Origin of the sequence: Photobacterium piscicola (assembly GCF_900166965.1) — a bacterium.
Taxonomy (GTDB): domain Bacteria; phylum Pseudomonadota; class Gammaproteobacteria; order Enterobacterales; family Vibrionaceae; genus Photobacterium; species Photobacterium piscicola.
In genome coordinates, this window is the sequence record NZ_FUZI01000006.1 from 97,905 (window position 1) to 123,592 (window position 25,688).

22 protein-coding genes are annotated in these 25,688 nt (G+C 40.9%); 6 read left to right on the forward strand and 16 right to left on the reverse strand.

Translation table 11 applies throughout. The annotated features are described in order from the left end of the window. Positions 1-111: 111 nt before the first annotated feature. The 4 genes from CZ809_RS15495 to rppH form a co-directional block, all read right to left on the reverse strand. A complete protein-coding gene (locus CZ809_RS15495; RefSeq protein ID WP_080158476.1) occupies positions 112-963 on the reverse strand; it encodes a thymidylate synthase in 852 nt (283 codons plus the stop codon). A gap of 102 nt (positions 964-1,065) precedes the next feature. After that, a complete protein-coding gene (locus CZ809_RS15500) occupies positions 1,066-1,869 on the reverse strand; it encodes a sulfite exporter TauE/SafE family protein (protein ID WP_080158477.1) in 804 nt (267 codons plus the stop codon). Between the two features lie 37 nt (positions 1,870-1,906). Next, a complete protein-coding gene (ptsP, locus tag CZ809_RS15505; RefSeq protein ID WP_080158478.1) occupies positions 1,907-4,165 on the reverse strand; it encodes a phosphoenolpyruvate--protein phosphotransferase in 2,259 nt (752 codons plus the stop codon). A 44-nt stretch (positions 4,166-4,209) separates the two neighbouring features. Further along, entirely contained in the window at positions 4,210-4,731 is a 522-nt protein-coding gene (gene rppH, locus CZ809_RS15510) for an RNA pyrophosphohydrolase (protein ID WP_080158479.1), read from the reverse strand. Positions 4,732-5,461: 730 nt separating this feature from the next. Here rppH and mutH point away from each other — a divergent pair. Continuing rightward, a complete protein-coding gene (mutH, locus tag CZ809_RS15515) occupies positions 5,462-6,142 on the forward strand; it encodes a DNA mismatch repair endonuclease MutH (protein WP_199190797.1) in 681 nt (226 codons plus the stop codon). A gap of 23 nt (positions 6,143-6,165) precedes the next feature. Here the strand turns inward: mutH and CZ809_RS15520 are convergent, their stop codons facing one another. From CZ809_RS15520 to xerD, 6 genes are all read right to left on the reverse strand, one after another. Continuing rightward, positions 6,166-7,509, reverse strand: coding sequence for a sigma-54-dependent transcriptional regulator (locus CZ809_RS15520; protein ID WP_210434292.1), 1,344 nt, complete (start codon positions 7,507-7,509; stop codon positions 6,166-6,168). A gap of 233 nt (positions 7,510-7,742) precedes the next feature. Beyond that, positions 7,743-9,251, reverse strand: a complete 1,509-nt coding sequence (gene lysS, locus CZ809_RS15525; RefSeq protein WP_080158480.1) for a lysine--tRNA ligase — start codon at positions 9,249-9,251, stop codon at positions 7,743-7,745. A 32-nt stretch (positions 9,252-9,283) separates the two neighbouring features. Further along, a protein-coding gene (prfB, locus tag CZ809_RS15530; RefSeq protein WP_107276911.1) for a peptide chain release factor 2 occupies positions 9,284-10,382 on the reverse strand; the annotation gives its coding sequence in 2 pieces (ribosomal slippage) (positions 9,284-10,306 and positions 10,308-10,382; 1,098 coding nt in all). Positions 10,383-10,550: 168 nt separating this feature from the next. After that, positions 10,551-12,275, reverse strand: a complete 1,725-nt coding sequence (gene recJ / locus CZ809_RS15535) for a single-stranded-DNA-specific exonuclease RecJ (protein ID WP_080158481.1) — start codon at positions 12,273-12,275, stop codon at positions 10,551-10,553. A gap of 122 nt (positions 12,276-12,397) precedes the next feature. Continuing rightward, the gene (dsbC, locus tag CZ809_RS15540; RefSeq protein ID WP_080158482.1) at positions 12,398-13,126 is read right to left on the reverse strand and encodes a bifunctional protein-disulfide isomerase/oxidoreductase DsbC; all 729 of its coding nucleotides are present in this window, start codon (positions 13,124-13,126) and stop codon (positions 12,398-12,400) included. Between the two features lie 159 nt (positions 13,127-13,285). Then, positions 13,286-14,182: a site-specific tyrosine recombinase XerD gene (gene xerD, locus CZ809_RS15545; RefSeq protein ID WP_080158483.1), complete on the reverse strand. Its 897-nt coding sequence runs from the start codon at positions 14,180-14,182 to the stop codon at positions 13,286-13,288. Between the two features lie 212 nt (positions 14,183-14,394). Between xerD and fldB the strand changes: the two genes are divergently transcribed. Continuing rightward, entirely contained in the window at positions 14,395-14,916 is a 522-nt protein-coding gene (gene fldB / locus CZ809_RS15550) for a flavodoxin FldB (RefSeq protein ID WP_080158484.1), read from the forward strand. An 81-nt stretch (positions 14,917-14,997) separates the two neighbouring features. Here fldB and brnQ read toward each other — a convergent pair whose 3' ends face one another. Further along, positions 14,998-16,317, reverse strand: a complete 1,320-nt coding sequence (brnQ, locus tag CZ809_RS15555; RefSeq protein ID WP_080158485.1) for a branched-chain amino acid transport system II carrier protein — start codon at positions 16,315-16,317, stop codon at positions 14,998-15,000. Positions 16,318-16,715: 398 nt separating this feature from the next. Between brnQ and CZ809_RS15560 the strand changes: the two genes are divergently transcribed. Together CZ809_RS15560 and srmB are read left to right on the forward strand one after the other, a co-directional pair. Then, positions 16,716-17,426, forward strand: a complete 711-nt coding sequence (locus tag CZ809_RS15560) for a tRNA1(Val) (adenine(37)-N6)-methyltransferase (protein ID WP_080158486.1) — start codon at positions 16,716-16,718, stop codon at positions 17,424-17,426. Between the two features lie 195 nt (positions 17,427-17,621). Continuing rightward, positions 17,622-18,872, forward strand: a complete 1,251-nt coding sequence (srmB, locus tag CZ809_RS15565; RefSeq protein ID WP_080158487.1) for an ATP-dependent RNA helicase SrmB — start codon at positions 17,622-17,624, stop codon at positions 18,870-18,872. An 87-nt stretch (positions 18,873-18,959) separates the two neighbouring features. On the opposite strand, the gene yaaA is transcribed toward srmB, so the two are convergent. Continuing rightward, the gene (gene yaaA / locus CZ809_RS15570; protein WP_080158488.1) at positions 18,960-19,733 is read right to left on the reverse strand and encodes a peroxide stress protein YaaA; all 774 of its coding nucleotides are present in this window, start codon (positions 19,731-19,733) and stop codon (positions 18,960-18,962) included. A 106-nt stretch (positions 19,734-19,839) separates the two neighbouring features. After that, complete coding sequence (locus CZ809_RS15575; protein ID WP_080158489.1) at positions 19,840-21,291, reverse strand: alanine/glycine:cation symporter family protein; 1,452 nt, start codon at positions 21,289-21,291, stop codon at positions 19,840-19,842. A gap of 497 nt (positions 21,292-21,788) precedes the next feature. On the opposite strand from CZ809_RS15575, the gene CZ809_RS15580 reads away from it, so the two are divergent. Continuing rightward, positions 21,789-21,971 carry a DUF3545 family protein gene (locus tag CZ809_RS15580; protein ID WP_080158490.1) on the forward strand — a complete coding sequence of 61 codons (183 nt, stop codon included), beginning with the start codon at positions 21,789-21,791 and terminating at the stop codon, positions 21,969-21,971. 70 nt (positions 21,972-22,041) lie between these two features. On the opposite strand, the gene ung is transcribed toward CZ809_RS15580, so the two are convergent. Both ung and nfo read right to left on the reverse strand, forming a co-directional pair. After that, on the reverse strand, positions 22,042-22,704 hold the full coding sequence (gene ung, locus CZ809_RS15585) for a uracil-DNA glycosylase (RefSeq protein ID WP_080158491.1): 663 nt from the start codon (positions 22,702-22,704) through the stop codon (positions 22,042-22,044). A 12-nt stretch (positions 22,705-22,716) separates the two neighbouring features. After that, the gene (gene nfo / locus CZ809_RS15590) at positions 22,717-23,556 is read right to left on the reverse strand and encodes a deoxyribonuclease IV (protein ID WP_080158492.1); all 840 of its coding nucleotides are present in this window, start codon (positions 23,554-23,556) and stop codon (positions 22,717-22,719) included. A gap of 362 nt (positions 23,557-23,918) precedes the next feature. On the opposite strand from nfo, the gene grcA reads away from it, so the two are divergent. Then, positions 23,919-24,296, forward strand: a complete 378-nt coding sequence (gene grcA / locus CZ809_RS15595; RefSeq protein WP_036796032.1) for an autonomous glycyl radical cofactor GrcA — start codon at positions 23,919-23,921, stop codon at positions 24,294-24,296. A gap of 98 nt (positions 24,297-24,394) precedes the next feature. Here the strand turns inward: grcA and thrC are convergent, their stop codons facing one another. Next, positions 24,395-25,687: a threonine synthase gene (gene thrC / locus CZ809_RS15600; RefSeq protein ID WP_080158493.1), complete on the reverse strand. Its 1,293-nt coding sequence runs from the start codon at positions 25,685-25,687 to the stop codon at positions 24,395-24,397. Position 25,688 lies beyond the last annotated feature (1 nt).

Genomic DNA, 25,688 nt, shown 5'->3' on the forward strand with positions numbered 1-25,688 from the left:
AAGTTAAATAGCACAAAATAAAAAGCCCCGCACAAGTAATTGTGCGGGGCTTTTTGTTATCTCTAATTCACCATCAATAAATTATGATCATCGAGCTAGATAATCGTATTGTTATACTGAAAATGGGTATTGAATTGGCGCATGATGCTCATAACCCACCACCTCAAAATCATCTAAGGTTACCCATGTTTCTAAATCTTCTAACGAAGTGATCTTAGGGTTAATAATTAATTGTGGTGATGCAAATGGTGTACGGGTTAGTTGCTCATCGCGCATTAATGGTAATTGATCTTCATAAATATGAGCATTAATAATTTTATGGTAAGCCTGACCTGGTTTTTTACCCGTAATTTGCGCCATTAACGCCAACAAAGTAAATACTTGGACTTGGTTAAAATTAAGCCCTAACGGCACATCGCAAGAACGTTGAGCACTGGTGAGATACAACGTATCCCCTAACAATGAAAACGTGTGGGTATGCATACATGGACGCAAACAACCCATATCAAACTCACCTGGATTATAAAACGTCAGAATTTCACCACGATCATCAATGCCTTTGGTTAAATCATCAACAATCTTTTTTAATTGATCAATGACTGTACCATCGGCTTTTTGCCAGCGACGACCTTGAACGCCATAAACGCGCCCCATATCATCTGCGCCTTTACGGTGCGGATTATCGAGCCATGCTTGGTTATCATTGGCATTGGCATTCCACGTATTACAACCAATAGCACGAAATTGTGCCGCGTTATCATAACCGCGTAAGTAACCTAGCAATTCAGCAATCGCGGCTTTCCAAAAGCTTTTACGGGTAGTAATTAGCGGAAACTGATTATTAGCAACATTATAGGTTAAATCAGCATTAATCACTGTCAGGCAACGTTTGCCAGTTCGTTCATTTTCAATCCACACACCGTCATCAACGATCCGCTGACACAACGCCAAGTACTGTTTCATTTATCCTACCCGTTAAATTAATGACGCCCAGCAAAAGCTAGGCGTCGAAAAGTCGTTACTCTTAATTCTATCAGAAGATAACAAAATTAAATCTAGCCGATATCAACTCAAGAACATTTTAATACTGATAATAAGCAGCAGTATCGCAAACAGCTTTTTAAGCGTTGCTGTTGGTAAACGCGTCACCAATGCCGCACCATAGCGCGTGGTCATCATTGAAGTGGCGGCAATCCCTACTAATGCAGGTAAATATACATAACCAAGGCTATATGCCGGTAAATCGGCACTACCGACACCAGCAAAAATAAAACCAATCATGCCCGAAATGGCAATCAAGAACCCAACCAGTGAGGCCGAACCAATAGCTCGTCGCATTTCAATGCCAAAATAGCTTAAATACGGCACAGTTAATGACCCGCCACCAATACCCGCTAAACTAGATAATAAGCCAATTACACCGCCGCCAATCGCTGATGCCAGCGGACTCGGAAGTGGTCGAGAATGGGTAACTCGCAACGATAACATCATTTGTAGAGCAAGCAGCAATACGATCACTGCAAACACTTTTGGCAAATACTGCGCAGGCACTAATTCCGCCACCACACTGCCGCCAAGGCCACCAATAATAATGCCAGGCGCCAACACTTTAACTACTGAAAAATCAACATTTCCCAATCTAAAGTGATTGCGGGCAGAAGCCATTGATGTCATTACGATACTTGCGAGTGAAGTTGCAAGTGCAATATGCATTAACATTGCTGGCTCAATACCTATTTGCGGTAACAACCATACCAATGCTGGTACCACCAGCAAACCACCGCCAATGCCCAATAATCCAGCTAATAAACCGACAACGGAGCCTAAGATTAAACACATCAAAAACAGCCACATCACGCTTTCATGCATCATAATCACCCACACATTTTTTCACACTACACCACCGTTATTTATTACCTGCACGAATAAAACCACCCAGCTGATATTGTTCAATAAATGCTGTCGTTAATTGACGAACATCATCAGCAACATCAACTTGTAGCGCCTGAGTTGCTAATGATGTCATATCTGAACCATTAATATGCCGTAAAATATATTTAATTTTCGCGACATTACGCGCATTCATACTCAACGAACGATATCCCATACCGACTAACAACACCGCTCCAACAGGATCGCCTGCCAACTCACCACAGACACACACAGGTAATTGATACCGTTTAGCACTATCGACAATATGTTTTAAGGCATGTAAAACTGCAGGATGAAGCGCATCATAGACATTCGCTACCCGCGCATTATTACGATCAACAGCCAATAAATATTGGGTTAAATCATTACTCCCCACTGAGATAAAATCGACCCGTCCAACTAAAGCATGCAATTGATATAACATCGACGGCACTTCAATCATGATCCCAATTCGAGGCTTATGCAGCTGTTGTCCTGCCGCTAATGCCGTTTGAGCGACATCGGTATATGCTCGTTCAATTATGGCTTTAGCATCATCGAGTTCATTTATCCCCGAAATCATCGGCAATAAAATATCTAAATTAGTCAGCCCAATACTGGCTCGCAGCATGGCACGTACTTGAATCATAAATATTTCAGGATGATCAAGCGTAAACCGAATGCCACGCCAACCAAGAAACGGGTTATCTTCTTCAATGGATAAATAAGGTAATGGTTTATCGCCACCAATATCTAATGTTCGCATCACCACGGGTTGATCGGGGTAAGTGTGCAAAATTGCACGATACTGGTTAATTTGTTCTTCTTCGGAAGGAAAACTGCGTTGTAGCAAAAACGGCACTTCAGTGCGGTATAAACCCACCCCATCAATGCCTTTGTTTAATGCTAAATGTGAATCAGCACTTAATCCGGCATTAATATGTACCATGATCCGCTGCTGATCTTTGGTTACTGCATGTTGCTGTTGATTGCATTCAACGATCTTTTCAAGCTCATCATCTTCACGCAATAAACGACGATACTCAGCCAACACATGCCGATTAGGGTTAACCAGTAAATCGCCACGATAACCATCAACCACCACCAAATTGTTGTGTACAGTTTGAGGTGTAAAATCGACTCCCATGATGGTCGGAATACCTAATGCTCGCGATAAAATGGCGGCATGAGAGTTAGCCGCGCCTTCTTGAGCAACCACTGCTGCTAGTTTTCCAGCAGGTACAGTGGCTAACATTGCCGCCGTTAATTCACGAGTCAACAAGACAATCGGTTCATCCCATTGTTGTTCATTAGGCTTATCATCACATAAAAAATATAATAGCCGTTGTCCTAACTCACGAATATCACGCGCGCGCTCTTTAAGATAAAGATCTTTCATGTTAGCAAAACGGTTTGAATATGTTTCAACCACTTGCCGTACAGCCCATTCGGCTTGATCCCCTCCAGCTATATGGTGTTTAAGATCCTTACGTAACAAAGGATCATTAAGCAAGTGACTAAATAAGTCAAAAATGGCGAGAGTTTCTTTTTGTAAGTCGCTATCAAACCGCTTTCGCAACCGTCGAAATTCTTTACCCGCAGAATCTATCGCAATGGTTAAGCGTTCTTGTTCAGCATGGCAGTCTAAACATGATGCTGGCGCTACATGCTCTAATAATGGCTGTGTGTCATCCCACCATGCTTTGGCAATCGCGACCCCAGTTGATGCAGCTGATCCCGTGAGGTGTAATCGGTGGCCTTTTTCAAACCACATCCCTTGTGCTTTCGCATGCGCTAAAATACCCGCCAACTGAGCTGCTAGCGTAACTAAAAAAGACTCTTCACTTTCGGTAAATTCACGTTGCTCGCGCTGCTGGACAACAATAACGCCGAGAACTTGGCGTTGATGAATAATGGGAGTACCAAAAAAAGATCGAAAAGATTCCTCTCCGATCCCTGGTAAATGTTTAAAGCGGGGATGTACTCGAGCATCTGCAACATTTAATGGCTCAGCTCGTTGACCCACTAATCCTACTAATCCTTGATCAAAGCGTAAGCTAATGCGTCGTCGAGATTTATTCAATCCCTGTGTCGCCATCAGGGTATAAACCTGACGCTGATGATCGGCAATGTACACCGAACAACAATCGGTTTTCATTACCAAAGTAGTATTGGAAACTAATTGATCCAATGCATCAATCAATGTGTGGGCGCTGACAACCTTGTCAACAATTTCTCTTAGCTGTGTCAGCATAACGAGCCTTTAATTGTTCCCTGTGAGCCAATAACCTCGACTTGCTAATTACGTTTTTTAATGCGCTTAAATTTACGTTCTTTCCATTCTTTAAATGGCATTGCAACAGCTGCAAACTCCTTTAATGCTCGACGATATACGTCACGCTTAAAAGAGACAACTTGCCTTACTGGGTACCAATAACTTACCCAGCGCCAACCATCAAACTCAGGTGTTACACCACGCTGCATATTGACCTTGGACTCATCGCATTCCAAACTCAGCAAAAACCACTTTTGCTTTTGACCGATACAAACAGGTTTTGAATCCCACCGCACAAGACGCTTCGGTAATTTATAACGTAACCAGTGTCGGCTTGACGCAATTATCCTGACATCTTTTTTGGTTAATCCTACTTCTTCATACAATTCACGGTACATAGCTTGCTCAGGGGTTTCACCTTCATCAATGCCACCTTGCGGAAATTGCCAAGAATGTTGTCCATATCGTCGAGCCCAAAATACCTGGCCATGGCCATTGCAGATAACGATCCCTACATTAGGGCGGTATCCATCGCCATCAATCACTGGACGACCTCAAGTATAAATATCTATTAATAGTGATTTTTTCATAGTAGACGTGATCGGTAAACAAACATTCATCAATATCGCCGAGTTTTACACAATAAAAACCAGATTCTGGATAACTTTGCACACTGATTACTTTACAGACAGCCAAATGAGACATGTCCCACATTTATTCACTCTTTCTGTGGATAGATTTGTGCAGAAACCTAAAAAAAGCCGATTTTAGTAACAAACGACACCTTAGTCACGCATCACTATAATTGAATTAATTTTTATTTTTATCATTAAAAACATCAATATAAAACCAACTCACCTCTATAATAAAATAAAATAAAGACAACTTTCACATCACCAAAAAACGATCGGTTAAATATCAACCAATAATGACGTTACCCACAATTACCGCCTCCTCACTGTGAACAACACCGCATCACAATGGTTATTTTTACAACTTATTACTGTATAAATACTCAGTTATACTATTATGAAATATTTTCAAAAAAAAAGCTGTGGATATCTTTTTATTTTAAACTTCGTATTAAATAACATCGACCTGTCATCAAAGATAAAAGCCTCAACCCCTGCTACAACGCCTATTCAGCAGCAATGATCAACCACAATCAACATTCACTACCAATGATCAACACCGATCCTCATCCACCAACCCATACGAATATGATAGTATTAATTGCGATAAAAAATTGAATATAACTGACTATCACGACACTTTATGAATATAAAAATCATCCGTTCAACGCCAAAAACAGAAGCTGAATTACTCAATCGAGCCCAACAATTGGCTGGCATGACTCTTGGTGAATTAGCCGCAATCGCGGGCATCATTCCCCCTCCGGATCTTAAACGTGATAAAGGTTGGGTTGGTCAATTATTAGAATGGCACCTCGGTGCAACGGCGGGCAGTAAACCGGTTCCCGATTTTATTGAGCTCGGCATAGAACTAAAAACCATACCGATCAGTTATCAGGGGAAGCCACTTGAGACAACGTTTGTTTGTGTTGCCCCTTTGATTGGAGTGCAGGGCTTACAATGGCACAGCAGTCATATCAGACAAAAACTGGCACGGGTATTGTGGGTCCCCGTCGAAGGAGAGCGGGATATTCCACTTGAAGATCGCCATGTTGGTTCAGCATTACTGTGGAGTCCGAGTGCCGAAGAAGAAGCACAACTACAGCAAGATTGGGAAGAGTTAATGGATATGATCGTGTTAGGGCAAGTAGAAACCATCACCGCCCGTCATGGTGAAGTACTGCAATTACGCCCAAAAGCCGCCAACAGTAAAGTCCTCACCGAAGCTTATGGCGCAAATGGTCAACCGATTAAAACCTTACCGCGTGGCTTCTACTTAAAAAAACAATTTACCGCGCAATTGCTGCAACGGCATTTTATTTAGTCATATTGATTCCAATAGATTAATCAGGCGTGACTTTGACGAAAACACCGCGGTGGTGGAATTAATTGATGCTTATTTAATAAACGATACATCGTCGCACGTGAGACACCAAGTTCACGTGCCGCTGCTGATATCTGCCCTTTATTATTTTCTAATACGGTTAATAATGCATTTCGCTCAGATTCTTCACGCACTTTTTTTAAACTTAATTTATCGTCAATTACGCGAGGAATATCTAACTGATCCGCTTCAATGCATTTATTTTCCGCAAGCAATACTGCCCGCTTTATTTGGCAAATAAGCTCCTGCACATTACCCGGCCATGGATATTGTAATAACATCGCTTGCGCCTGTTCAGATAAGTATTTAGCGACGCTGTTATATTGACGTGCATATTTTAATAATAAAAACTCAGCCAAGAAAATAATATCATCACTGCGCTCACGTAGCGGCGGCACAGTAATAGAAACGACATTTAAGCGGAAATATAACTCACGTCGTAACGTCGCTAATGTCACCAGATTATCAAGCGAGTGATGTGTTACTGAGATAACCCGCATATCAACGGCAATCGCATTACCATCAGGGTCGTAGTAACTCCCTTCAGCTAACACTTGATACAGAGATTGCTGGCAAGCGTCTGTTAATACGGTAAACTCTTCAAGCACTAACACCCCATTATTGGCCGCTTCAAAAACAGATTGGGGACCATGTTCTGTCTCTATTATCCAATCAGCGGTCATGGTTTCACAGTTAACCCGTATTACCTGCTGTTTTGCACGCGCTGAAGCTTTAAAAATAGCATCAGCAACTAATATTTTTCCGGTTCCAATTTCACCACTAATCACAGCAGAGACATCACTTAATGCAATCCGCTTTACTTGATCGCGCAATTTTTTCATCACTGCCGTAGAGCCTTGTAGCCCTTGCTGGCCAAAATTACCTAATTGTGGCCATACCTTACGCTCTAAATTAAGCATACCAATCTGATGGCCGATCGTTTGTAATAATCGCTCTGGCGGAACGGGGACTGAAAAATAATCAAGACAGAAATTAACGATAAATTGGCCTATCGCTTCATTGGCAAGTTGCTCATCACGCACTATCGCAATCCAGCGTACTTGTTTATTACGATTTACCATTGCAGAAAAGCTATGAATACTAAAATCATCATGGCTAAGGTCAACAACACCAATGCAAGGGCCGATTTCTAACAGTAATGTTTCTGCTGTTCGTAAATCATAACAACGATGACATAACCAACCAGCACTTTCCATTGCTGGTAACCACTGCTGATTATTACCGCCAAAAATAACTAAGGTATTAGGAATAACAGCCTTAGCTTTTTTTACCATCCCGATAGTCATTCTTCCCTCCATTAATAACGCAATTATCTCTTTAGTGGTATTTAACAACTGCTTTATTAATAATATACGAACAAGTGCAACTTGTTTAGTATAATGTGGTTTTGGTAATATAATCTGTTGATGTAACTCGAATTTTTATAAAACAAATCGCTATTTGTCGCTTTTTTGACTCTTTTTTCGAGACAAAAAAAAACCACCGCATTAGGCGATGGTTTTTTTATATTACGACACGATTAATTATTTAGTTGTGGGCGCATTGCCGGGAACAAAATAACGTCACGAATTGTATGTGTGTTAGTAAATAGCATTACTAAACGGTCAATACCGATACCTTGACCTGCTGTTGGCGGTAAACCATGCTCTAGCGCAGTAATGTAGTCTGCATCATAGTACATAGCTTCATCATCGCCCGCATCTTTAGCATTAACTTGTGCTTTAAAGCGTTGGTCTTGGTCTTGAGCATCGTTAAGCTCAGAGAAACCATTCGCTACTTCACGACCACCGATGAAGAATTCAAAACGATCAGTAATGAATGGGTTTTCATCGTTACGACGAGCAAGTGGTGAGATATCTGCTGGGTATTCAGTAATGAATGTTGGTTGCATTAGTTGAGGTTCAGCGGTTTCGCCAAAGATCTCTTCTAATAACTGACCACACGTCCAGAAGCTTTCAACATCAACATGCACAGACTTAGCAATCTTAACCATTAGCTCACGATCAGCAACGCCTTCGTAAGTTAATGCTTGGATTTCTGCATGATCTGGGTTGTATTGCTTGATTGCATCTAGCATGCTGATACGCGCGTAAGGGCCAGCAAATTCAACTTCAAACTCACCATAAGGCATTTTTGAAGAACCTAGAACGTCAATCGCAACGCTGCTTAGCATTTCTTCAGTAAGATCCATTAGATCATGGTAATCAGCGTACGCCATGTAGAATTCCATCATAGTGAATTCAGGGTTATGACGTGGAGATAGACCTTCATTACGGAAGTTACGGTTAATTTCAAATACACGCTCAAAACCACCAACCACTAGACGCTTAAGGTAAAGCTCAGGCGCAACACGTAGGTACATGTCGATGTCTAATGCATTATGGTGAGTCACAAATGGACGTGCTGTTGCACCACCAGGGATCACGTGCATCATTGGCGTTTCAACTTCCATGAAGTTTTTTGTTACCATGAAATTACGGATCGCTGAAACCACTTTTGAACGAATGATAAATGCACGACGAGAATCGTCATTTACAATCAGATCAACATAACGTTGACGGTAACGCATTTCTTGGTCAGTTAGACCATGGAATTTCTCTGGTAATGGACGCAGTGCTTTTGTTAGCAACTCGTAGCTATCCATTTCGATGTAAAGATCACCTTTACCAGATTTATGTAGCGCCCCTTTAACACCGATGATGTCACCGATATCTAGACCAGAATATTTTTCTTTTAGCTCTTTCTGAACATCTTTAGATGCATAAGCCTGAATACGGCCAGATACATCTTGAATTGCAAGGAAAGGACCACGCTTAGCCATTACACGGCCAGCGATTGCAAACACATGACCGGCTTGTTCAAGCTCTTCCTTAGTCATCTCACCGTATTTTGCTTCTAGATCTGCCGCTAAGCTATCACGACGGAAATCATTTGGGTGGCCATTTGCTTTACAACCTTTGCGGATCATGTCTAATTTAGCACGACGTTCAGCAATCAGTTTATTCTCATCTTGTACTTGGTCAGTCATGGGGTATCCCTTAAAATTTTACTGAAATTCGGTTAAAGACCTGATTTCAAGCTAGCTTCAATAAAACGGTCTAAATCACCGTCCAATACTGCTTGGGTGTTTCGATTTTCCACCCCAGTACGTAAATCTTTTATGCGGGAGTCATCCAATACATAAGAACGGATTTGACTGCCCCAGCCAATGTCTGATTTGGTATCTTCACTGGCTTGCTTTTCAGCATTTTGCTTCTGCATTTCATATTCAAACAATTTCGCTTTTAATTGCTTCATTGCTTGATCTTTGTTCTTATGCTGAGAGCGATCGTTCTGACACTGTACAACAAGGTTTGTTGGTAAGTGTGTAATACGTACCGCAGATTCAGTGGTGTTTACGTGCTGACCACCCGCACCTGATGCGCGGTATACGTCAATACGTAAATCAGAAGGATTGATATCAATAACGATATTGTCATCAATTTCTGGATACACAAATGCTGATGCGAACGAAGTATGACGACGGCCGCCTGAGTCAAACGGTGATTTACGCACTAAACGGTGAACACCTGTTTCGGTACGTAACCAACCATAAGCATACTCACCGCTAATACGTACTGTGACAGATTTCAGACCGGCAACATCGCCATCAGAAATTTCAATGATCTCGCTCTTAAAGCCTTTGGCATCAGCCCAACGCAAATACATGCGGAGCATCATTGATGTCCAATCTTGTGCTTCAGTACCACCAGAACCTGCTTGAAGGTCAAGATAGCAATCAGAACTATCATGATCACCAGCAAACATTCGACGAAATTCTAACTTAGCTAACTTAGCTTCAAGCTCAGCTAACTCAGGTTCAATCTCATCAAAGGTTTCTTGATCGTCTTCTTCAACCGCTAACTCAAGTAGACCCGCAACGTCTTCAACGCCTTGGTCTAATAAGTCAATCGTTTCAACTACCGCTTCCAGTGCTGCACGTTCTTTACCTAACGCTTGAGCGCGTTCAGGTTCACTCCATACATCTGGTTGCTCTAACTCTGCATTGACCTCTTCTAGACGCTCTTTTTTAGCATCATAGTCAAAGGTACCCCCTAAGGATGTCAGTACGTGCTGACACATCCTCAAGTCGGTTTTTAATAGGATTAATTTCGAACATCGCCACGCTTCATTACCGAAATGGACATAACCGCAAGATTCTATCGAATTGTAGATAGAATATACAGGGGGAGTGAAAGGTTATCAGAAAATTAATCGAAATATGGTGACAATCTAGGCTGTCGACGCCAAGATCCTCACCACTTTCGGCTAAGTTCTCATGCTGGCATTATTTTGCAACTAAATGTTCAACCATCAATTGCACGCTACGATTGCCGCGAAACTCATTAACATCGAGGCGATACACCAATTCAATTTGCTGTACTGAAGCATCTGGCCACCGTTTAAGATCAACATTAAATGCTATCGCATCGATCACACTTCCCCCCGCTAACGGCTCAACCATCATTTTTAGATGTTTTCCTGCCACCAGCTTTTGGTGTAATAATCGAAACGAACTATCAAACGTCGGTTCAGGAAATTGTTGTCCCCATGGCCCACCTGCGCGTAATATTTCAGCAGTCTCAAGCGTTAGTTCATGGGGTTGTAGTTCACCATCACTGAGTAATACACCTTGCAATGCATCTTCATCTAACACTTTACGTACTGCGGCATCAAAAGCGAGACTGAAGGCGTCCAATTGAGACTCAGGGATGGTCAATCCAGCCGCCATCGCGTGACCACCAAATTTTAAAATCATACCAGGATGTTGTGTATCAACCACATCTAACACATCGCGCATATGTAATCCGACAATAGAGCGACAAGATCCTTTAATTTCACCGTTGCCTGCATCAGCAAAAGCAATCACTGGGCGATGATATTTATCTTTGATCCGCGAGGCTAAAATACCGATCACCCCTTGATGCCAATCACGTTGAAACAGCACTAAACCATAAGGCATATCTTGCTGATTAAACTGTAACCGTTCACAAATCGCGAGACCTTCTTCTTTCATCCCTTGTTCTATTTCTTTACGAGTTTGATTAAGCGCATCAAGCTCTGACGCCATACGTCGTGCTGCTTGAATATTGTCACACAGCAGTAACTCCACTCCGAATGACATATCGTCTAATCGTCCTGCAGCATTAATTCGCGGCCCAAGTGCAAAGCCAAGATCACTCGCCACTAATCGAGCAGGATCACGATTAGCCACTTCGATTAATGCCTGAATACCAGGGCGGCATTTACCAGCACGAATACGTTGTAAACCTTGATGGACGAGAATGCGGTTATTACCATCTAAAGCCACCACATCAGCAACCGTACCCAGTGCCACTAAATCAAGCAGTTCAGCTAAATTAGGCACGGCCAGCGCTTGTTGTTCAAACCAACAGTTATTACGCAGTTCTGCTCGTAAAGCCAGCATCAAATAAAACGCGACCCCAACCCCACATAATGCTTTTGAGGGAAAACCGCATTGATCAAGGTTAGGATTCACCATCGCATCAGCAGCAGGTAAACAGTCCCCCGGTAGGTGATGATCAGTAACCAGCACTTGTACCCCTTGTGCCTTTGCTGCTGCCACACCAGCAATCGAAGAGACGCCATTATCCACCGTCATGATAAGTTCTGCACCACGATCAATCGCTTGCTGCGCCACTTCAGGACTAAGACCATAACCATCATCAAAACGATTTGGCACTAGGTAATCAACATTGCGACACCCCAACATTTTCAACGCCAACACTGATAATGCAGAACTGGTGGCACCATCGGCATCAAAGTCACCCACAATTATAATGCGAGTATTATTGGTAAGTGCGGTAACTAATAATGTTACTGCATCAGCCATACCATAAAGCTGATTATAATTAAGTAATCCTTTCGCGCCGCGTTCAAGTTCTGCATCATTTGTAATGCCACGGCTCGCATAAATGCGTTGTAAAATAGCGGGGATCTCATTCGAGAAGCCTTGAGGATCGACAACAGGACGACGTTTGATTTCTATCATAATAACGGCTTCTTTAGTGGAATGATTATCTTTTCATCTTAACCAAATCACCGCCAACAAAAAAGCCTGATATCACTATCAGGCTTTTATTCACGATGACCAATGTTAATTAATGGTCGTGATTAGCTTTTCGCTTTGCTATCCAATAATTGCAGTAATGCTGCTGGCGGTTGGTAACCTGGAATCATAGTGCCATCTTCAAGCACGATTGCAGGGGTACCATTCACGCCCATCGCAACACCTAATTGGTATTGTTCCATCACTAAATCAGGACGAGGAGTAATTTTTGATTCATCAAAAGTACCGCTCTTTGCATCATGCATAGCTTTAACACGATCTTTCGCTCCCCAAATAGCACTCATTTGATTGAAGTTACTTGAACGCTCACCACCGCGAGGGAAAGCAAGGTAACGTACCGTAATGCCAGCATCGTTATAACCTTGCATTTCATTATGCAATTTACGGCAATAACCACAGCTAGTATCAGTAAACACGGTTACCACATATTTTTCATTTTTAGCTGGATAAACAATCATGTCTTTATCCATTCCCGCTAATTTAGCTTTGTTTAACTGTGCCATTTTTTGCTCAGTTAAATTCACAGGCTCAGCCCCCGTGTTTTGGTATAAATGACCCGCTAAAAAATATTGTCCGTCATCAGAGGTATAAACAACACCACGTTCAGTCACAACTTCATTTACACCCGCCATTGGCGAAGCCGTAATTGAGCTTGGCGTTAAACCAATGGTTGATAGTTGCTTGGTGATAGCCGTTACGTCAGGCTTTGCTACCGCAGAAAAAGCAGTGAGTGCAATAGTAGTGGCTAGCACGGTGCGACGAATAAAATGCATCTTGTTATCCCTTTTCAAATGATGACAATCTCGATATAAAACAGACCGAGATTTCGACTAAATAGTTTCAATTGCGCTATTATTTTTATCCGCGCAGCATAAATGAAGTATCCCTAAATACAAATATTATCGCTAGTTTTAGCTAACAACATCTCATAATTATGCACGAGGATGATGACTTTGGTGCAATTGTTTCAATCTTTCAGTGGCGACATGAGTATAAATCTGGGTTGTTGAGAGATCACTATGACCCAGCAACATTTGTACCACTCGTAAGTCAGCTCCATAATTAAGTAAATGGGTAGCAAAAGCATGGCGCATGACATGGGGTGATAATGTATCAGCATCAATACCGGCTAATACGGCATAATATTTAATTCGATGCCAGAATGTTTGGCGGGTCATTTGACGTGCGCGTCGACTTGGAAACAATACATCTGAGCTTTTCTCGCCTAATAATACGGGGCGCCCACTTTCAATAAACTGTTCAATCCAATCAACGGCATTTTCCCCCATCGGTACTAAACGTTCTTTATCACCTTTACCGGTCACTCTCACCACACCTTGGCGCAAGCTAACTTTATCCATGGTTAATGTAACTAATTCGGTCACACGTAATCCGGTGGCATATAACAATTCCAGCATCGCTTTATCGCGTAATTCAAGTGGATCATTAACATCGGGGGCTTCTAATAACGCATCTACTTGTGCTTCACTGAGATCTTTTGGCAACCGTTTAGGTAACTTAGGCGTTACTAACATTGCACTCGGATCATCAATCCGTACTTTTTCACGGTATAAATATTGAAATAAACGTCGAATCGCCGACACCATACGTGCGCGTGATGTTTGCTTATAGTTTTGATCAAACAGCCATAATTGATAACGTTGTAAATCATCAACCGAGGCGTGAGAAACAGTAATCGCTTGTTGCTGCATCCATTGTTGTAATTTTTTTAAATCATTACGATAAGAGGCAAGAGTATTGTCGGATAACCCTCGTTCCATCCACATCGCATCAAGAAAGCGTTCAATAATAACATCGTCGGTTACCATTTTTACCTCATCATAAGCTGTGTCATAAGACGGTTTAAATACATGGATAAAAACACAGTACTCAGCGCATGATAGGATATTTGTACTAAAAAGTAACCTCGTTATCTATTAATTCAACGGAATATTATACCGTTCAAGACCACGCTAACCTTGAGCTCAACGATCAATAGCGAGTACACTTTGGTTAAAAATAAAAACAGAGGATACACAGCATGAAAATTGGTTTGTTTTATGGCTCAACGACCTGTTATACCGAAATGGCGGCAGAAAAAATTCGTGAATGCCTAGGGGCTGATCTGGTTGAATTACACAATATTAAACACACGCCATTAACGGAAATGAACCAGTATGACATGCTAATTTTAGGCATTTCAACTTGGGATTTTGGTGAAATCCAAGAAGACTGGGAAGCGGTATGGCAACAATTAGATGGCTTACAATTACAACAAAAAACCGTGGCCTTATTTGGGCTCGGTGATCAAGAAGGCTATACCGAGTGGTTTTTAGATGCAATGGGTATGTTGCATGACCAACTCAGCTCAACTGGAGTACAATTTATCGGTTATTGGCCTAATGATGATAGCTATCAATTTCAGGCATCAAAAGCATTAACAGCCGATGAATCATTGTTTGTGGGTCTCGCTTTAGATGAAGATAGCCAATACGAATTAAGTGATGATCGTATTCATCAATGGTGTGAGCAAATCATGCTCGAATACGCTCAACTTATCTAAACTTGGATCATATTCATAAAAAAAGGGATGCTCATGCATCCCTTTTTTATATTTCAACAGCTACATTGTTATTGCACTGTTTTATATAACAACGGTGTGCTTATTTTCATCTTTAGATTGTTTACCACCGATGAAACGCGTTATCACTAAAGCAATAACCGTTGGTAATACCCATGCCATACCATAATTAAACATTGGCAATGAACTAAACAACGACATATCAAACTTCAGGTATTTAGCCACATCAATCATACTGAAAATCAGTGATACCAATAACACCACTCGGTATGCTAAGCGTGGATTAGGCAACCACTTGCGAATCAAGGTCAATGCCACTAATGCGATAGCAACAGGGTACAATGCAAACAACACTGGTATCGACAGAGAAATCAGCATATTTAAGCCAACATTTGCGACTACCGCACAGATTATGGCTAACAACACAGCCCACTTTTTATAAGACATTGGCGTTAGGGTACTAAAGTAATCAGCACACGCGCTGATTAAACCAATTGCCGTTGTTAAACATGCAAGTAATACAATCGTTGATAAAATAATTTGTCCGGTTGAACCAAACAGCGCCATCACATAAGTCGTTAAAATTGCACCACCATTACCAACGCCAGCAGCAATGCCTGCACTGGTTGCGCCAAGATAAAATAATGACACATAAACAAAGGCTAAACCGGCAGCTGCAATCAAGCCTGCATAAATAAGGTAAGTACAAGTTGTCTTATCATCCGTCACGCCTTTGCTACGAATAACATCAACAATCAGCATACCGAACATCAGTGCAGCAAAGGTATCCATGGTGTTATAACCCTCAAGGAAACCAGTAGTAAACGGTTGAGAGATATATTCACCTTGTGCTGCAATGATGGTTCCTTGTGGATTAATAAAGACCGCAATCGCCAACACCGTTAACACCACAAATAAAGCGGGAGTTAAAAATTTGCCAATCATGTCGATTAATTTACCGCGAGACCAAGCAAAGAACAGTGCTACCGAAAAGAAGATAATAGAAAAGAGGGTTAAACTGGTTTGGCTTGCATCAGTAAGAAAAGGTTTTACTGCCATTTCATAAGCAACAAGACCGGTACGAGGAGCGGCAAACGCAGGGCCAATAATGATAAAAATCAATACCGCCATTAACGTTGCGACCTTTGATGGTAAATCACGAGTCAGTCCCGTCCAACCACCACCCGCTATTGCTACCGCGATAATTCCAATTAACGGTAAGCCTACGGCTGTTACTAAGAACCCTGACATTGCTGATAACATATTCTCACCCGCAAGCTGTCCGGCTAACGGTGGAAAAATAATGTTACCTGCACCAAGGAAGAACGCAAAGGTCATAAAGCCTAGCGCAATGATATCTGTTATTTTGAGTGTTTTTTTCAAACTGCACCTTCCACTCTCTAATGGGTTATATATTGTGTCTGCATTTTTTATAATAAGTAGCACGAGTTATATGTTGCTATTAATTACGTGCCTTGCAGCATAATGACCAAAAAGGTTAACCTTAGCAATAGAGTAGCGAAAAACACCATATAATTCAGCTTGATCGCCAAAAAACCAGAACTAAACACTGGTTTTTAAAATCAAAACAAAACAAAAAACCAGTACAGAGTAAAACAACCATACTTATAAAAAACACATAACACTTAAATATCGATATAAAAACAGAATTTTAACAAAATCAACGTCATTAATTATAGTTTGATTATATAACCTTCGCTTTATATGCTTTTGTGTGTTTTATCAACATGGTAACTATCCAAAAACCAAGGGAATAAACAATGAGTCGCAGCTTTAACTTCAAACAATTCACCATCAATGATCATGGTTGCGGCATGCCTATTAGTACTGATGGCGTTTTATTAGGTGCATGGGCAGGTTTACCGCAGCAAGGGCATATTGTTGATATCGGTACAGGTAGTGGCTTATTAGCACTAATGGCGGCACAGCGCACCCAAGCAACAACAATCACTGCCATTGAATTAGATTCCAACGCGGCAATGGCAGCAACGGCAAATTTTTCCGCGTCGCCATGGTCATCACGCTTACAATGTATTGAAAATAACATTACCCATTGGTGTCAGCATATTGCCCCAGCATCTATTGATAGTATTATTTGTAACCCACCCTATTTTAATGCAGGTCAACAAGCACACCAGCAACATCGCGCCACAGCACGTCATACCGACAGCTTTAGTCATCAACAATTACTAGAAACCCTTCGCTATTTATTAACAACAGATGGTAGTGCTAGCATTATTCTACCCGCCTATGAAGGTCAACAACTGATCAACCAAACATCTGCTTATGGGTTATACTGCCAGCGTCGTTGCGACGTTCGCACAACCATGCATAAACCAATAATGCGCACATTAATCGAATTAACTAAAAATTGCGTCATTACTGAGCAACAACAACTTTGCATTCATACTGATAACACCTATTCCACTGATTTTATTAAACTTACTAAAGATTTTTACTTAAAAATGTAATCGGTTAACGTATAAAATATAATCAAGCAATAATGAATATTGATCATTAACTGAAGTTTTTATGTTTTAATCGGTGTTACTTACGCCAAGAGTGGCTATAATGCCGCCCCTTAATATAAATACCCATGTTCTGGTTACACGGCATAAGCACAGTGACGAGAGCATATTTAGCATTTGTCTTGGGAGAGATAACTGGTGAAAGACTTTTCCGAATTAGAGTTAGATAGCGAGCTATTACGAGCGATTGACGAGATCGGCTATAGCCGCCCAACCGTAGTTCAAGCGCAGGCTATCCCTCATGCCCTTGACGGTAAAGATGTCATGGCTTCTGCACCAACAGGGACCGGAAAAACAGCTGCGTTTCTGCTTCCAATGATTCAGCACTTGCAGGATTTTCCACGCAAAAAGCCGGGGCCTGCACGTGTATTAATCTTAACGCCAACGCGTGAGTTAGCGATTCAAGTTGCTGAACATGCAAAAGCACTGTCTAAGTACACTAACTTAAAAGTATTCACTATTACCGGTGGTATTTCTTACGATGAGCATGCTGAGCTACTTGGTAAAACGCAAGATATCGTCGTAGCAACACCTGGCCGTTTAATGGAATACATTGAGTCTGAGAAATTTGATTGCCGCGCAATTGAATGTCTGATTCTTGATGAAGCTGACCGTATGTTAGACATGGGCTTTGGCAAAATTGTTGAGCGCATCAACCATGAATGTCGCTGGCGTCGTCAGAGTTTATTATTCTCAGCAACCTTAGAAGGTAAAGGCGTACGTGAGTTCTCAGAAACTATTCTAAATGAACCACTTGAAGTTAACGCTGATCCATCTCGTCGCGAACGTAAAAAGATTCAACAGATGTATCTTCGTTGCGATAGTATGGAGCACAAACTTGCTCTGTTAGAAAACATCATTAAAGATCAAGCTGAGCGTACCATCATCTTTGTAAAAACACGTGAGCGCCTAGGTATCCTTCGTAGTCAATTAGACGCAATGGGCATTCCTTGTAACTGGATTCAAGGTGAAATGGCACAAGCTGCACGTACTAACATGATCACTCGTTTTCGTGATGGTGTAGTAAACGTACTCATTGCTACCGACGTTGCTGCGCGCGGTATTGATTTACCCGATGTAAGCCATGTTATTAACTTTGACCTACCACGTACTGCTGAAGTCTACGTACACCGTATTGGTCGTACTGCTCGTGCAGGCAAAAAAGGTACGGCTATTGCATTGGTTGAAGCACATGACCAAGGCATGATCGAACGTATTAGCCGTTACATGAAAGAAGAAGTGCAAGAGCGCTTTATTCATGGTCTACGTCCACAAACGAAGAAACCTAATACCGCCAAGAAAAAGAAAAAAGTTGATAAGAAAGTAAAAGAAGCGAAAGCGAAAAAGAAAATCAAACAAGCTGCTAAAAAAAGCCAAGCTAAGTCATAATTTTCTCTTTTACAAAACAGACAAATAAAAAGGCCAACGCTAATGCGTTGGCCTTTTTTTAACGTTAAATAATCACTGCCACATTAGTTATTGCTGTTCACGCTTAAACACTAATTCAGTGGCTGTTGATTCCGCTGCAACAAAATAATATCCCGCGCTATCAAACTGTTGTAACTGAGCAATAGACGTTAATTGATTATCTAAAATATAGCGAGCCATCATTCCACGGGCTCTTTTGGCATAGAAACTAATGACTTTATAGGTGCCATTTTTACAGTCTTTAAAAATAGGGGTAATTAATTGAGCATTGAGTTTTTTAGACTTAACCGCTTTAAAGTATTCATTAGATGCTAGATTAACCACAATATTATCGCCTTGTTCAGCAACAGCTACATTAAGCTTATCGGTAATAATATCGCCCCAGAATTGATACAAATTAGTGCCACGTTGGTTCACTAGACGGGTGCCCATTTCTAAACGGTATGGCTGCATTAAATCAAGTGGTCGCAACACACCATAAAGCCCAGATAACATTCGTAAATGCTGCTGTGTATAGGCAAACTGTGCTTCAGTCATAGTTTCAGCGGCTAAGCCCGTGTAGACATCACCTTTAAATGCCAAAATCGCTTGGCGAGCATTATCCACGGTAAACGTTGGCTGCCACTCAGCAAAACGAGCTGCATTTAGTCCGGCAATTTTATCACTGACTTTCATCAAGCTAGCAATATCCATCGGTGTCAGCTCTCGGCAAACATCAATCAATTCAGCTGAATCAACGGTTAATTCAGGTAACGTATAAGTTGTTGTTGCTAATGGCGAGGTGTAATCTAACGTTTTTGCGGGTGATACCACGATTAACATAAGGCTTTTTCCTTTAAAGTCTGACGTATTTAGACTACCACCATCAATAGTAAAAACCACGTATAACTGCCGTGATTATTACTATTTCATTAATAGGTATACAACATTAATGTCGCGTTGATTTTACGACAACGGGTGCCGATTCATCCCAAATTCCCGCTTCAAGTTGAGCATGTAATTCGGGGTAATCTTGACGATTAAATGTGGGTATTTTTCCTAGCGACAACTGCTTGTTATAATCTTGAGCTAACTTAATCACCGTCCCCGACAGTAACACTATCGCGGCTAAGTTAATCATTGCCATCATGCCCATAGAGATATCAGCCATCGCCCAAACGGTAGGTAAGTCAGCCATTGCTCCAAACATCACCATACATAACACGACCACTCGAAAGACATTTAAGCCCACCTTGTGATTATGCTCTAGAAATATCAAATTCGTTTCAGCATAGGAATAATTGGCAACCAGTGATGTAAAAGAAAAGAAGAATATAGCCACCGCAATAAAAATCCCGCCCCAATCCCCCACTTGGGAACTGATGGCTTTTTGGGTTAATTCAATGCCTGTAATACTGCTATGTGGCTCATATTCACCTGACATTAAAATAATCGCCACCGTGGCAGAGCAGATAACAATGGTGTCCATAAACACCCCTAACATCTGTACATAACCTTGTGATGCAGGGTGCGGAGGATAAGGTGTTGCTGATGCAGCAGCGTTTGGGGCTGAGCCCATACCGGCTTCATTTGAAAATAATCCACGTTTTAAGCCATTAATCATTCCTTGTGCGATGGTGTAGCCTAACGCACCAGAGGCTGCTTCTTCAAAACCAAACGCGCTGCGAAAAATCAACATCAAAATATGCGGTAACTGTTCGATATTGCTCAGCATAATGAATAATGCCAATACGAGGTAACACAATGCCATCGTCGGTACTAAAATTTCAGCTGTACGTGCAATTGTACGCAAACCACCAAAAATAATAATGCCGGTTAATACCACAAGGCCAAGGCCAACATATTGTGGTTGCCACCCAAAAGCGACATGCGTGGCTTGACTGATTGAATTGGCTTGTACCGCATTAAAAACTAAGCCAAAGGCAATGATCAAACAGATAGAAAAGATAACCCCCATCCACCGCATACCTAAACCTCGTTCCATATAATAGGCAGGGCCACCACGATAATTACCATCATCATCACGGGTTTTGTACAATTGCGCTAATGCACTTTCTGCAAAAGCAGTCGCCATACCTAACATCGCAATTAGCCACATCCAAAAAATGGCACCGGGGCCACCTAAGGTCAAGGCAACAGCAACCCCAGCCATATTGCCAGAGCCAACTCTTGCCGCCAAACTGGTACACAAAGCTTGGAAAGATGAAATACCCGACGAGTCTGACTTTCGACTATTTTTCATTACAGAAAACATATGTTTAAAGTGACGAAATTGAATAAAATTGAGGCGATAAGTAAAATAAATGCCAATACCAATCAGCAAATATATCAACACCGATCCCCATAGCAAATCGTTGATAAAGTTAATTTGACTGGTCACATTTCACGCCTTAAAAATCGATAATTAATGATACAACGTCCTTTTTACTACCGTTATTAACCCAATAAAAAACAGCGCCAACATGGCAATAATACGTTACAGGTATTATTTTTAACCCTGCCAACTTTAAAGCATAAGATCAGAGATAAGGTGCAAAACCATTATTAAAATAATAATTATTTAATTATCAGCATTTTTACAGTGAGTTATAAAACTTACAACTAAAAACATTTACTGATTATTACCCTCTAAAAATGGATTTGATTTAGATAATTAGTCGGTTTAACTACAGACTAATAATTGAAACTATAAAAATCCTATTTAACACCAATAATGGTCTCTTTTTTAATCACTCACTCAACAATTGTGAGACTTACCACACAAAAGTTTCATATTTTAATAACAAATGAGAAACAGTTCAATTTTATTATTAGCCATTCTATGGTAATAAATACTCAAATCGCTTACACCAAGCGAAAAGTAGGGATAGGTGCTTTATGGATAGCTTTGCATTTGATGACATGATGACAATCGATACTGTTTCTCGTCGCTCTCGTGCTAAACCAGAAAAACGAAAGTGGCGTGAAATTGAAGCATTGAAAGACCGTCAAAGACTACGCAGAGAACTACAAGACATGGATATGTGTGGTAGTTTCAATAGTGATGATTTTGATTTCTAAAAATATTATTAAAACGGCCAGCATAAACACTGGCCTTTTTATTCCTAAAAGCGATACCTTATGCCGCGACTTATAATTGCCAATTAATCGGTGATTTGCTCATCATCGACAATAAATTATTAGCCTCTGAAAAATGCTTACAGCCGAAAAAACCACGATAAGCAGATAATGGTGAAGGATGTGCTGACGTTAAAACGTGATGTCGTTCAAGATCAATTTTTTTACCTTTTTTCTGAGCATGTGCGCCCCACAATAAAAAAATCACCCCTTCGGTATTATCATTAATGTATTCAATAGCGCGATCAGTAAACGTTTCCCAACCAATTTTAGCGTGAGAGTGCGCATTACCTTGTTCAACGGTTAAGACGGTATTAAGTAACAGTACCCCCTGCTCAGCCCATGGTTGTAAATAACCATGATCAGGAATAGTAAATCCATTGATATCCGTCGCTAATTCCTTGTACATATTAACCAATGATGGTGGCGTTTTTACTCCAGGTAATACCGAAAAACTCAACCCATGTGCTTGTTCAGGACCATGATAAGGATCTTGACCTAAAATCACGACTTTCGTTGCCATTAATGGCGTACTGAAAAAAGCATTAAACACATCATCTTGAGGAGGAAAAACAGTCTTACCCTCAGCACGAGCCGTAGCAACTGCTTGTTCGATATCATTAAAATACGGTAATTGTTGTTGCTGCTCGATAAATGTTTGCCAGCTTGCCGTCATAGGTTAACTCTCTTATTCAAAACTGCGTAAAGTCGTAATTTCATGGTGCCAGATATCAGGATTAATGGTTTCTAATATCAAAGGTATATTATTAAAGCGGTTATCTTGCATTAAGAATCGAAAGCAATCCCATCCAATCATCCCTTCACCTAGGCTATGATGACGATCCAAATGACTCCCTAAATCTCCTTTAGAATCATTTAAATGCATTGCTCGCAAATATTGCATCCCAACCACTTGATCAAATTCAGCAAACGTCGCTGCTGTCGCTTCCATCGTCCGTAAATCATATCCAGCCGCAAAGGTATGGCAAGTATCAATACAAACTCCTACACGAGATTTATCCTCCACTTGAGCAATAATCTCAGCCAAATGTTCAAAACGCCAACCTAAGTTCGAGCCTTGTCCTGCCGTATTTTCGATCACCGCAACTACATCATCAACTTGCTGATGAGCTAAATTAATCGATTCAGCAATGAGGGCTAAACAGGCTGATTCTGATATTTTTTTAAGATGACTGCCTGGGTGAAAATTCAATAAATGTAATCCTAATTGCTGACAACGTTGCATCTCATCAATGAAAGCTAACCGTGATTTTTGTAACTTCTCAGTATCCGGTGAACCTAAATTAATCAAGTAAGAATCGTGCGGTAAAATAGCAGTCGCATCAAAATTTAACTGCTGACATTTTGTCTTAAACGCCAGAATAGCATCAGCCTCTAACGGCTTAGACAACCATTGACGTTGATTCTTAGTAAACAATGCGAAAGCATTTGCACCAATAGCCGCAGCATTTGAAGGGGCATTGTACACACCACCTGCTGCCGACACATGAGCCCCAATCAGTTTCATAATAACTCCTACAAATAACCGCCAAACAACATATTAACAACACTAATAGCGGTCGTGATATTTAACATAAAAACCCACAAGATATGACAATCTATTCACCATAAGCATATAGTAACATCATAAAATGTCGTTATTTTACAACAAAATAACATTCAACTTATTTTTTAAATTTGATATTTTTAGTTGATTCGCCAGTAAAATGCAGTTAGATTGACCTAGCTCAATAAAACAGCCTTATTATATTTAAGGTTTTTCGTTGTAATTTGATCTACATCAATACACAAATGTGCGTTGAAGGTTATATAATAGGTAGCTCAATACAAAAACGAATAAATTAACAACAATTTTCTTGGAGAAAAGTTATGATTACTGGTATTCAAATTACTAAAGCAGCAAACGATGATCTACTAAACTCAATCTGGATCCTAGATAGCGAGTCTAATGAAGCGCGTTGTGTTTGTGCACCTGGTAGCTACGATGCTGACCAAATTATCGCACAAGCAGATCTTGGTGACATTGAGTACCGTGAACTAGCTATCGAAGCGCCAGCTAAAATCGAAGGTGGTCAACACCTAAACGTTAACGTTCTTAAGCGTGAAACACTACTAGATGCTGCTGCACACCCAGAAAAATACCCACAGCTAACTATCCGTGTATCAGGTTACGCTGTACGTTTCAACTCACTAACAACTGAACAACAGCAAGACGTTATCGCTCGTACTTTCACTAGCAGCCTATAATTTATAGCCTAGTGTGAGTGTCTTGATTTGAGCAAGATGCTGTAATAAAAAAAGGAGCCACTGGCTCCTTTTTTGTATCATGATGTTTTGATATCACATTATAAAACGGGTTGAACCGAGTATAAAATTGTCTTAATTGTAGCAAAATCATTAGCGGCTTCTAATGATAATAACGGCAATGCATTATGTTTTGCGAGCGGTGCAGGTAATGGTAAATCAGTACTAAGAATGTTATCAACCACATCTTTAAATTTAGCTGGATGCGCAGTACACAAGAATATGCCTGTTTCACCCTCGGCTAATTGTTGATCTAAAACATGATAAGCAATTGCACCGTGTGGCTCACATAAATAGCCATCGGCATACATTTGTTTTAATGTCACCGCGGTTTGTTGGTCATCAACGACGCCATACCCAAGCTCATTTAATCCCCAGCCTTTGAGCTGACATAACTCTTCAATACGTGGCCAGTTATTTGGCTGACTGACATCCATCGCATTTGAAATCGTGGCAACGGTTGTTTTTGGCATCCACTCCCCTGTGTGTAAATAACGCGGAACCGTATCATTTACATTCGTGGCAGCAATAAAGCGTTTAACCGGTAAACCTAATGATTTCGCTAATAGACCTGCGGTTAAATTACCAAAATTACCACTCGGTACGGAAATAACGAGGTGTTCACGCTCTGCTTTTGATAATTGTGATACAGCCTCAAAGTAATAACAAATTTGCGCCATTAGGCGACTGATATTAATCGAGTTTGCTGAGTTTAGACCAATATCAGCCCGTAACTCTGCGTCATCAAAAGCTTGTTTAACTAATGCCTGACAATCATCAAAGGTGCCATTAACCGCAACAGTAGTAATGTTTTCACCTAAGGTACAAAACAATTTTTCTTGTAGTGGGCTAATTTTGCCTTTGGGGTACAAAATCACTACTTGAATATTATCCATACCATAAAAAGCATGAGCAACCGCGGCACCTGTATCTCCTGATGTTGCCGTTAAAATGGTAATGTTACCGTCACTATCAGTTACCGTAGCTAAAGATTGCGCCATAAAACGGCCACCAAAGTCTTTAAATGCTAATGTCGGACCATGAAACAGCTCTAATGCATACACGCCGTCTTTTACTTTATTGATAGGTGCTGGAAACTGAAAAGCACTATCAACCATTTGAGTCACAATCTCACGACTCAGCTCATCACCAATAAATGCTGATAAAATCTTACTACTACGACTCACAAAGTCCATTGCGAGCAAAGCATCAATATCACCCAGTTGTGGTAATTGTGCTGGAAAAAATAAGCCTTGTTGACGACCTAAACCTTGGCGCACTGCCTGACCAAATGACACTTGTTGTTGGTGATCTTTAAGATTATACAACTTCATG

Bases quoted from the DNA above. Each gene is read 5' to 3' on its own strand.
- lysS (WP_080158480.1), bottom strand. From the start codon at position 9,251: ATGACTGACCAAGTACAAGATGAGAATAAACTGATTGCTGAACGTCGT.
- recJ (WP_080158481.1), bottom strand. From the start codon at position 12,275: ATGATAGAAATCAAACGTCGTCCTGTTGTCGATCCTCAAGGCTTCTCG.
- grcA (WP_036796032.1), top strand. From the start codon at position 23,919: ATGATTACTGGTATTCAAATTACTAAAGCAGCAAACGATGATCTACTA.
- dsbC (WP_080158482.1), bottom strand. From the start codon at position 13,126: ATGCATTTTATTCGTCGCACCGTGCTAGCCACTACTATTGCACTCACT.
- CZ809_RS15500 (WP_080158477.1), bottom strand. From the start codon at position 1,869: ATGCATGAAAGCGTGATGTGGCTGTTTTTGATGTGTTTAATCTTAGGC.
- CZ809_RS15520 (WP_210434292.1), bottom strand. From the start codon at position 7,509: ATGACTATCGGGATGGTAAAAAAAGCTAAGGCTGTTATTCCTAATACC.
- mutH (WP_199190797.1), top strand. From the start codon at position 5,462: ATGAATATAAAAATCATCCGTTCAACGCCAAAAACAGAAGCTGAATTA.
- CZ809_RS15560 (WP_080158486.1), top strand. From the start codon at position 16,716: ATGAGTCGCAGCTTTAACTTCAAACAATTCACCATCAATGATCATGGT.
- nfo (WP_080158492.1), bottom strand. From the start codon at position 23,556: ATGAAACTGATTGGGGCTCATGTGTCGGCAGCAGGTGGTGTGTACAAT.
- CZ809_RS15580 (WP_080158490.1), top strand. From the start codon at position 21,789: ATGGATAGCTTTGCATTTGATGACATGATGACAATCGATACTGTTTCT.
- fldB (WP_080158484.1), top strand. From the start codon at position 14,395: ATGAAAATTGGTTTGTTTTATGGCTCAACGACCTGTTATACCGAAATG.
- ung (WP_080158491.1), bottom strand. From the start codon at position 22,704: ATGACGGCAAGCTGGCAAACATTTATCGAGCAGCAACAACAATTACCG.
- ptsP (WP_080158478.1), bottom strand. From the start codon at position 4,165: ATGCTGACACAGCTAAGAGAAATTGTTGACAAGGTTGTCAGCGCCCAC.
- CZ809_RS15495 (WP_080158476.1), bottom strand. From the start codon at position 963: ATGAAACAGTACTTGGCGTTGTGTCAGCGGATCGTTGATGACGGTGTG.
- xerD (WP_080158483.1), bottom strand. From the start codon at position 14,182: ATGGTAACCGACGATGTTATTATTGAACGCTTTCTTGATGCGATGTGG.
- thrC (WP_080158493.1), bottom strand. From the start codon at position 25,687: ATGAAGTTGTATAATCTTAAAGATCACCAACAACAAGTGTCATTTGGT.
- yaaA (WP_080158488.1), bottom strand. From the start codon at position 19,733: ATGTTAATCGTGGTATCACCCGCAAAAACGTTAGATTACACCTCGCCA.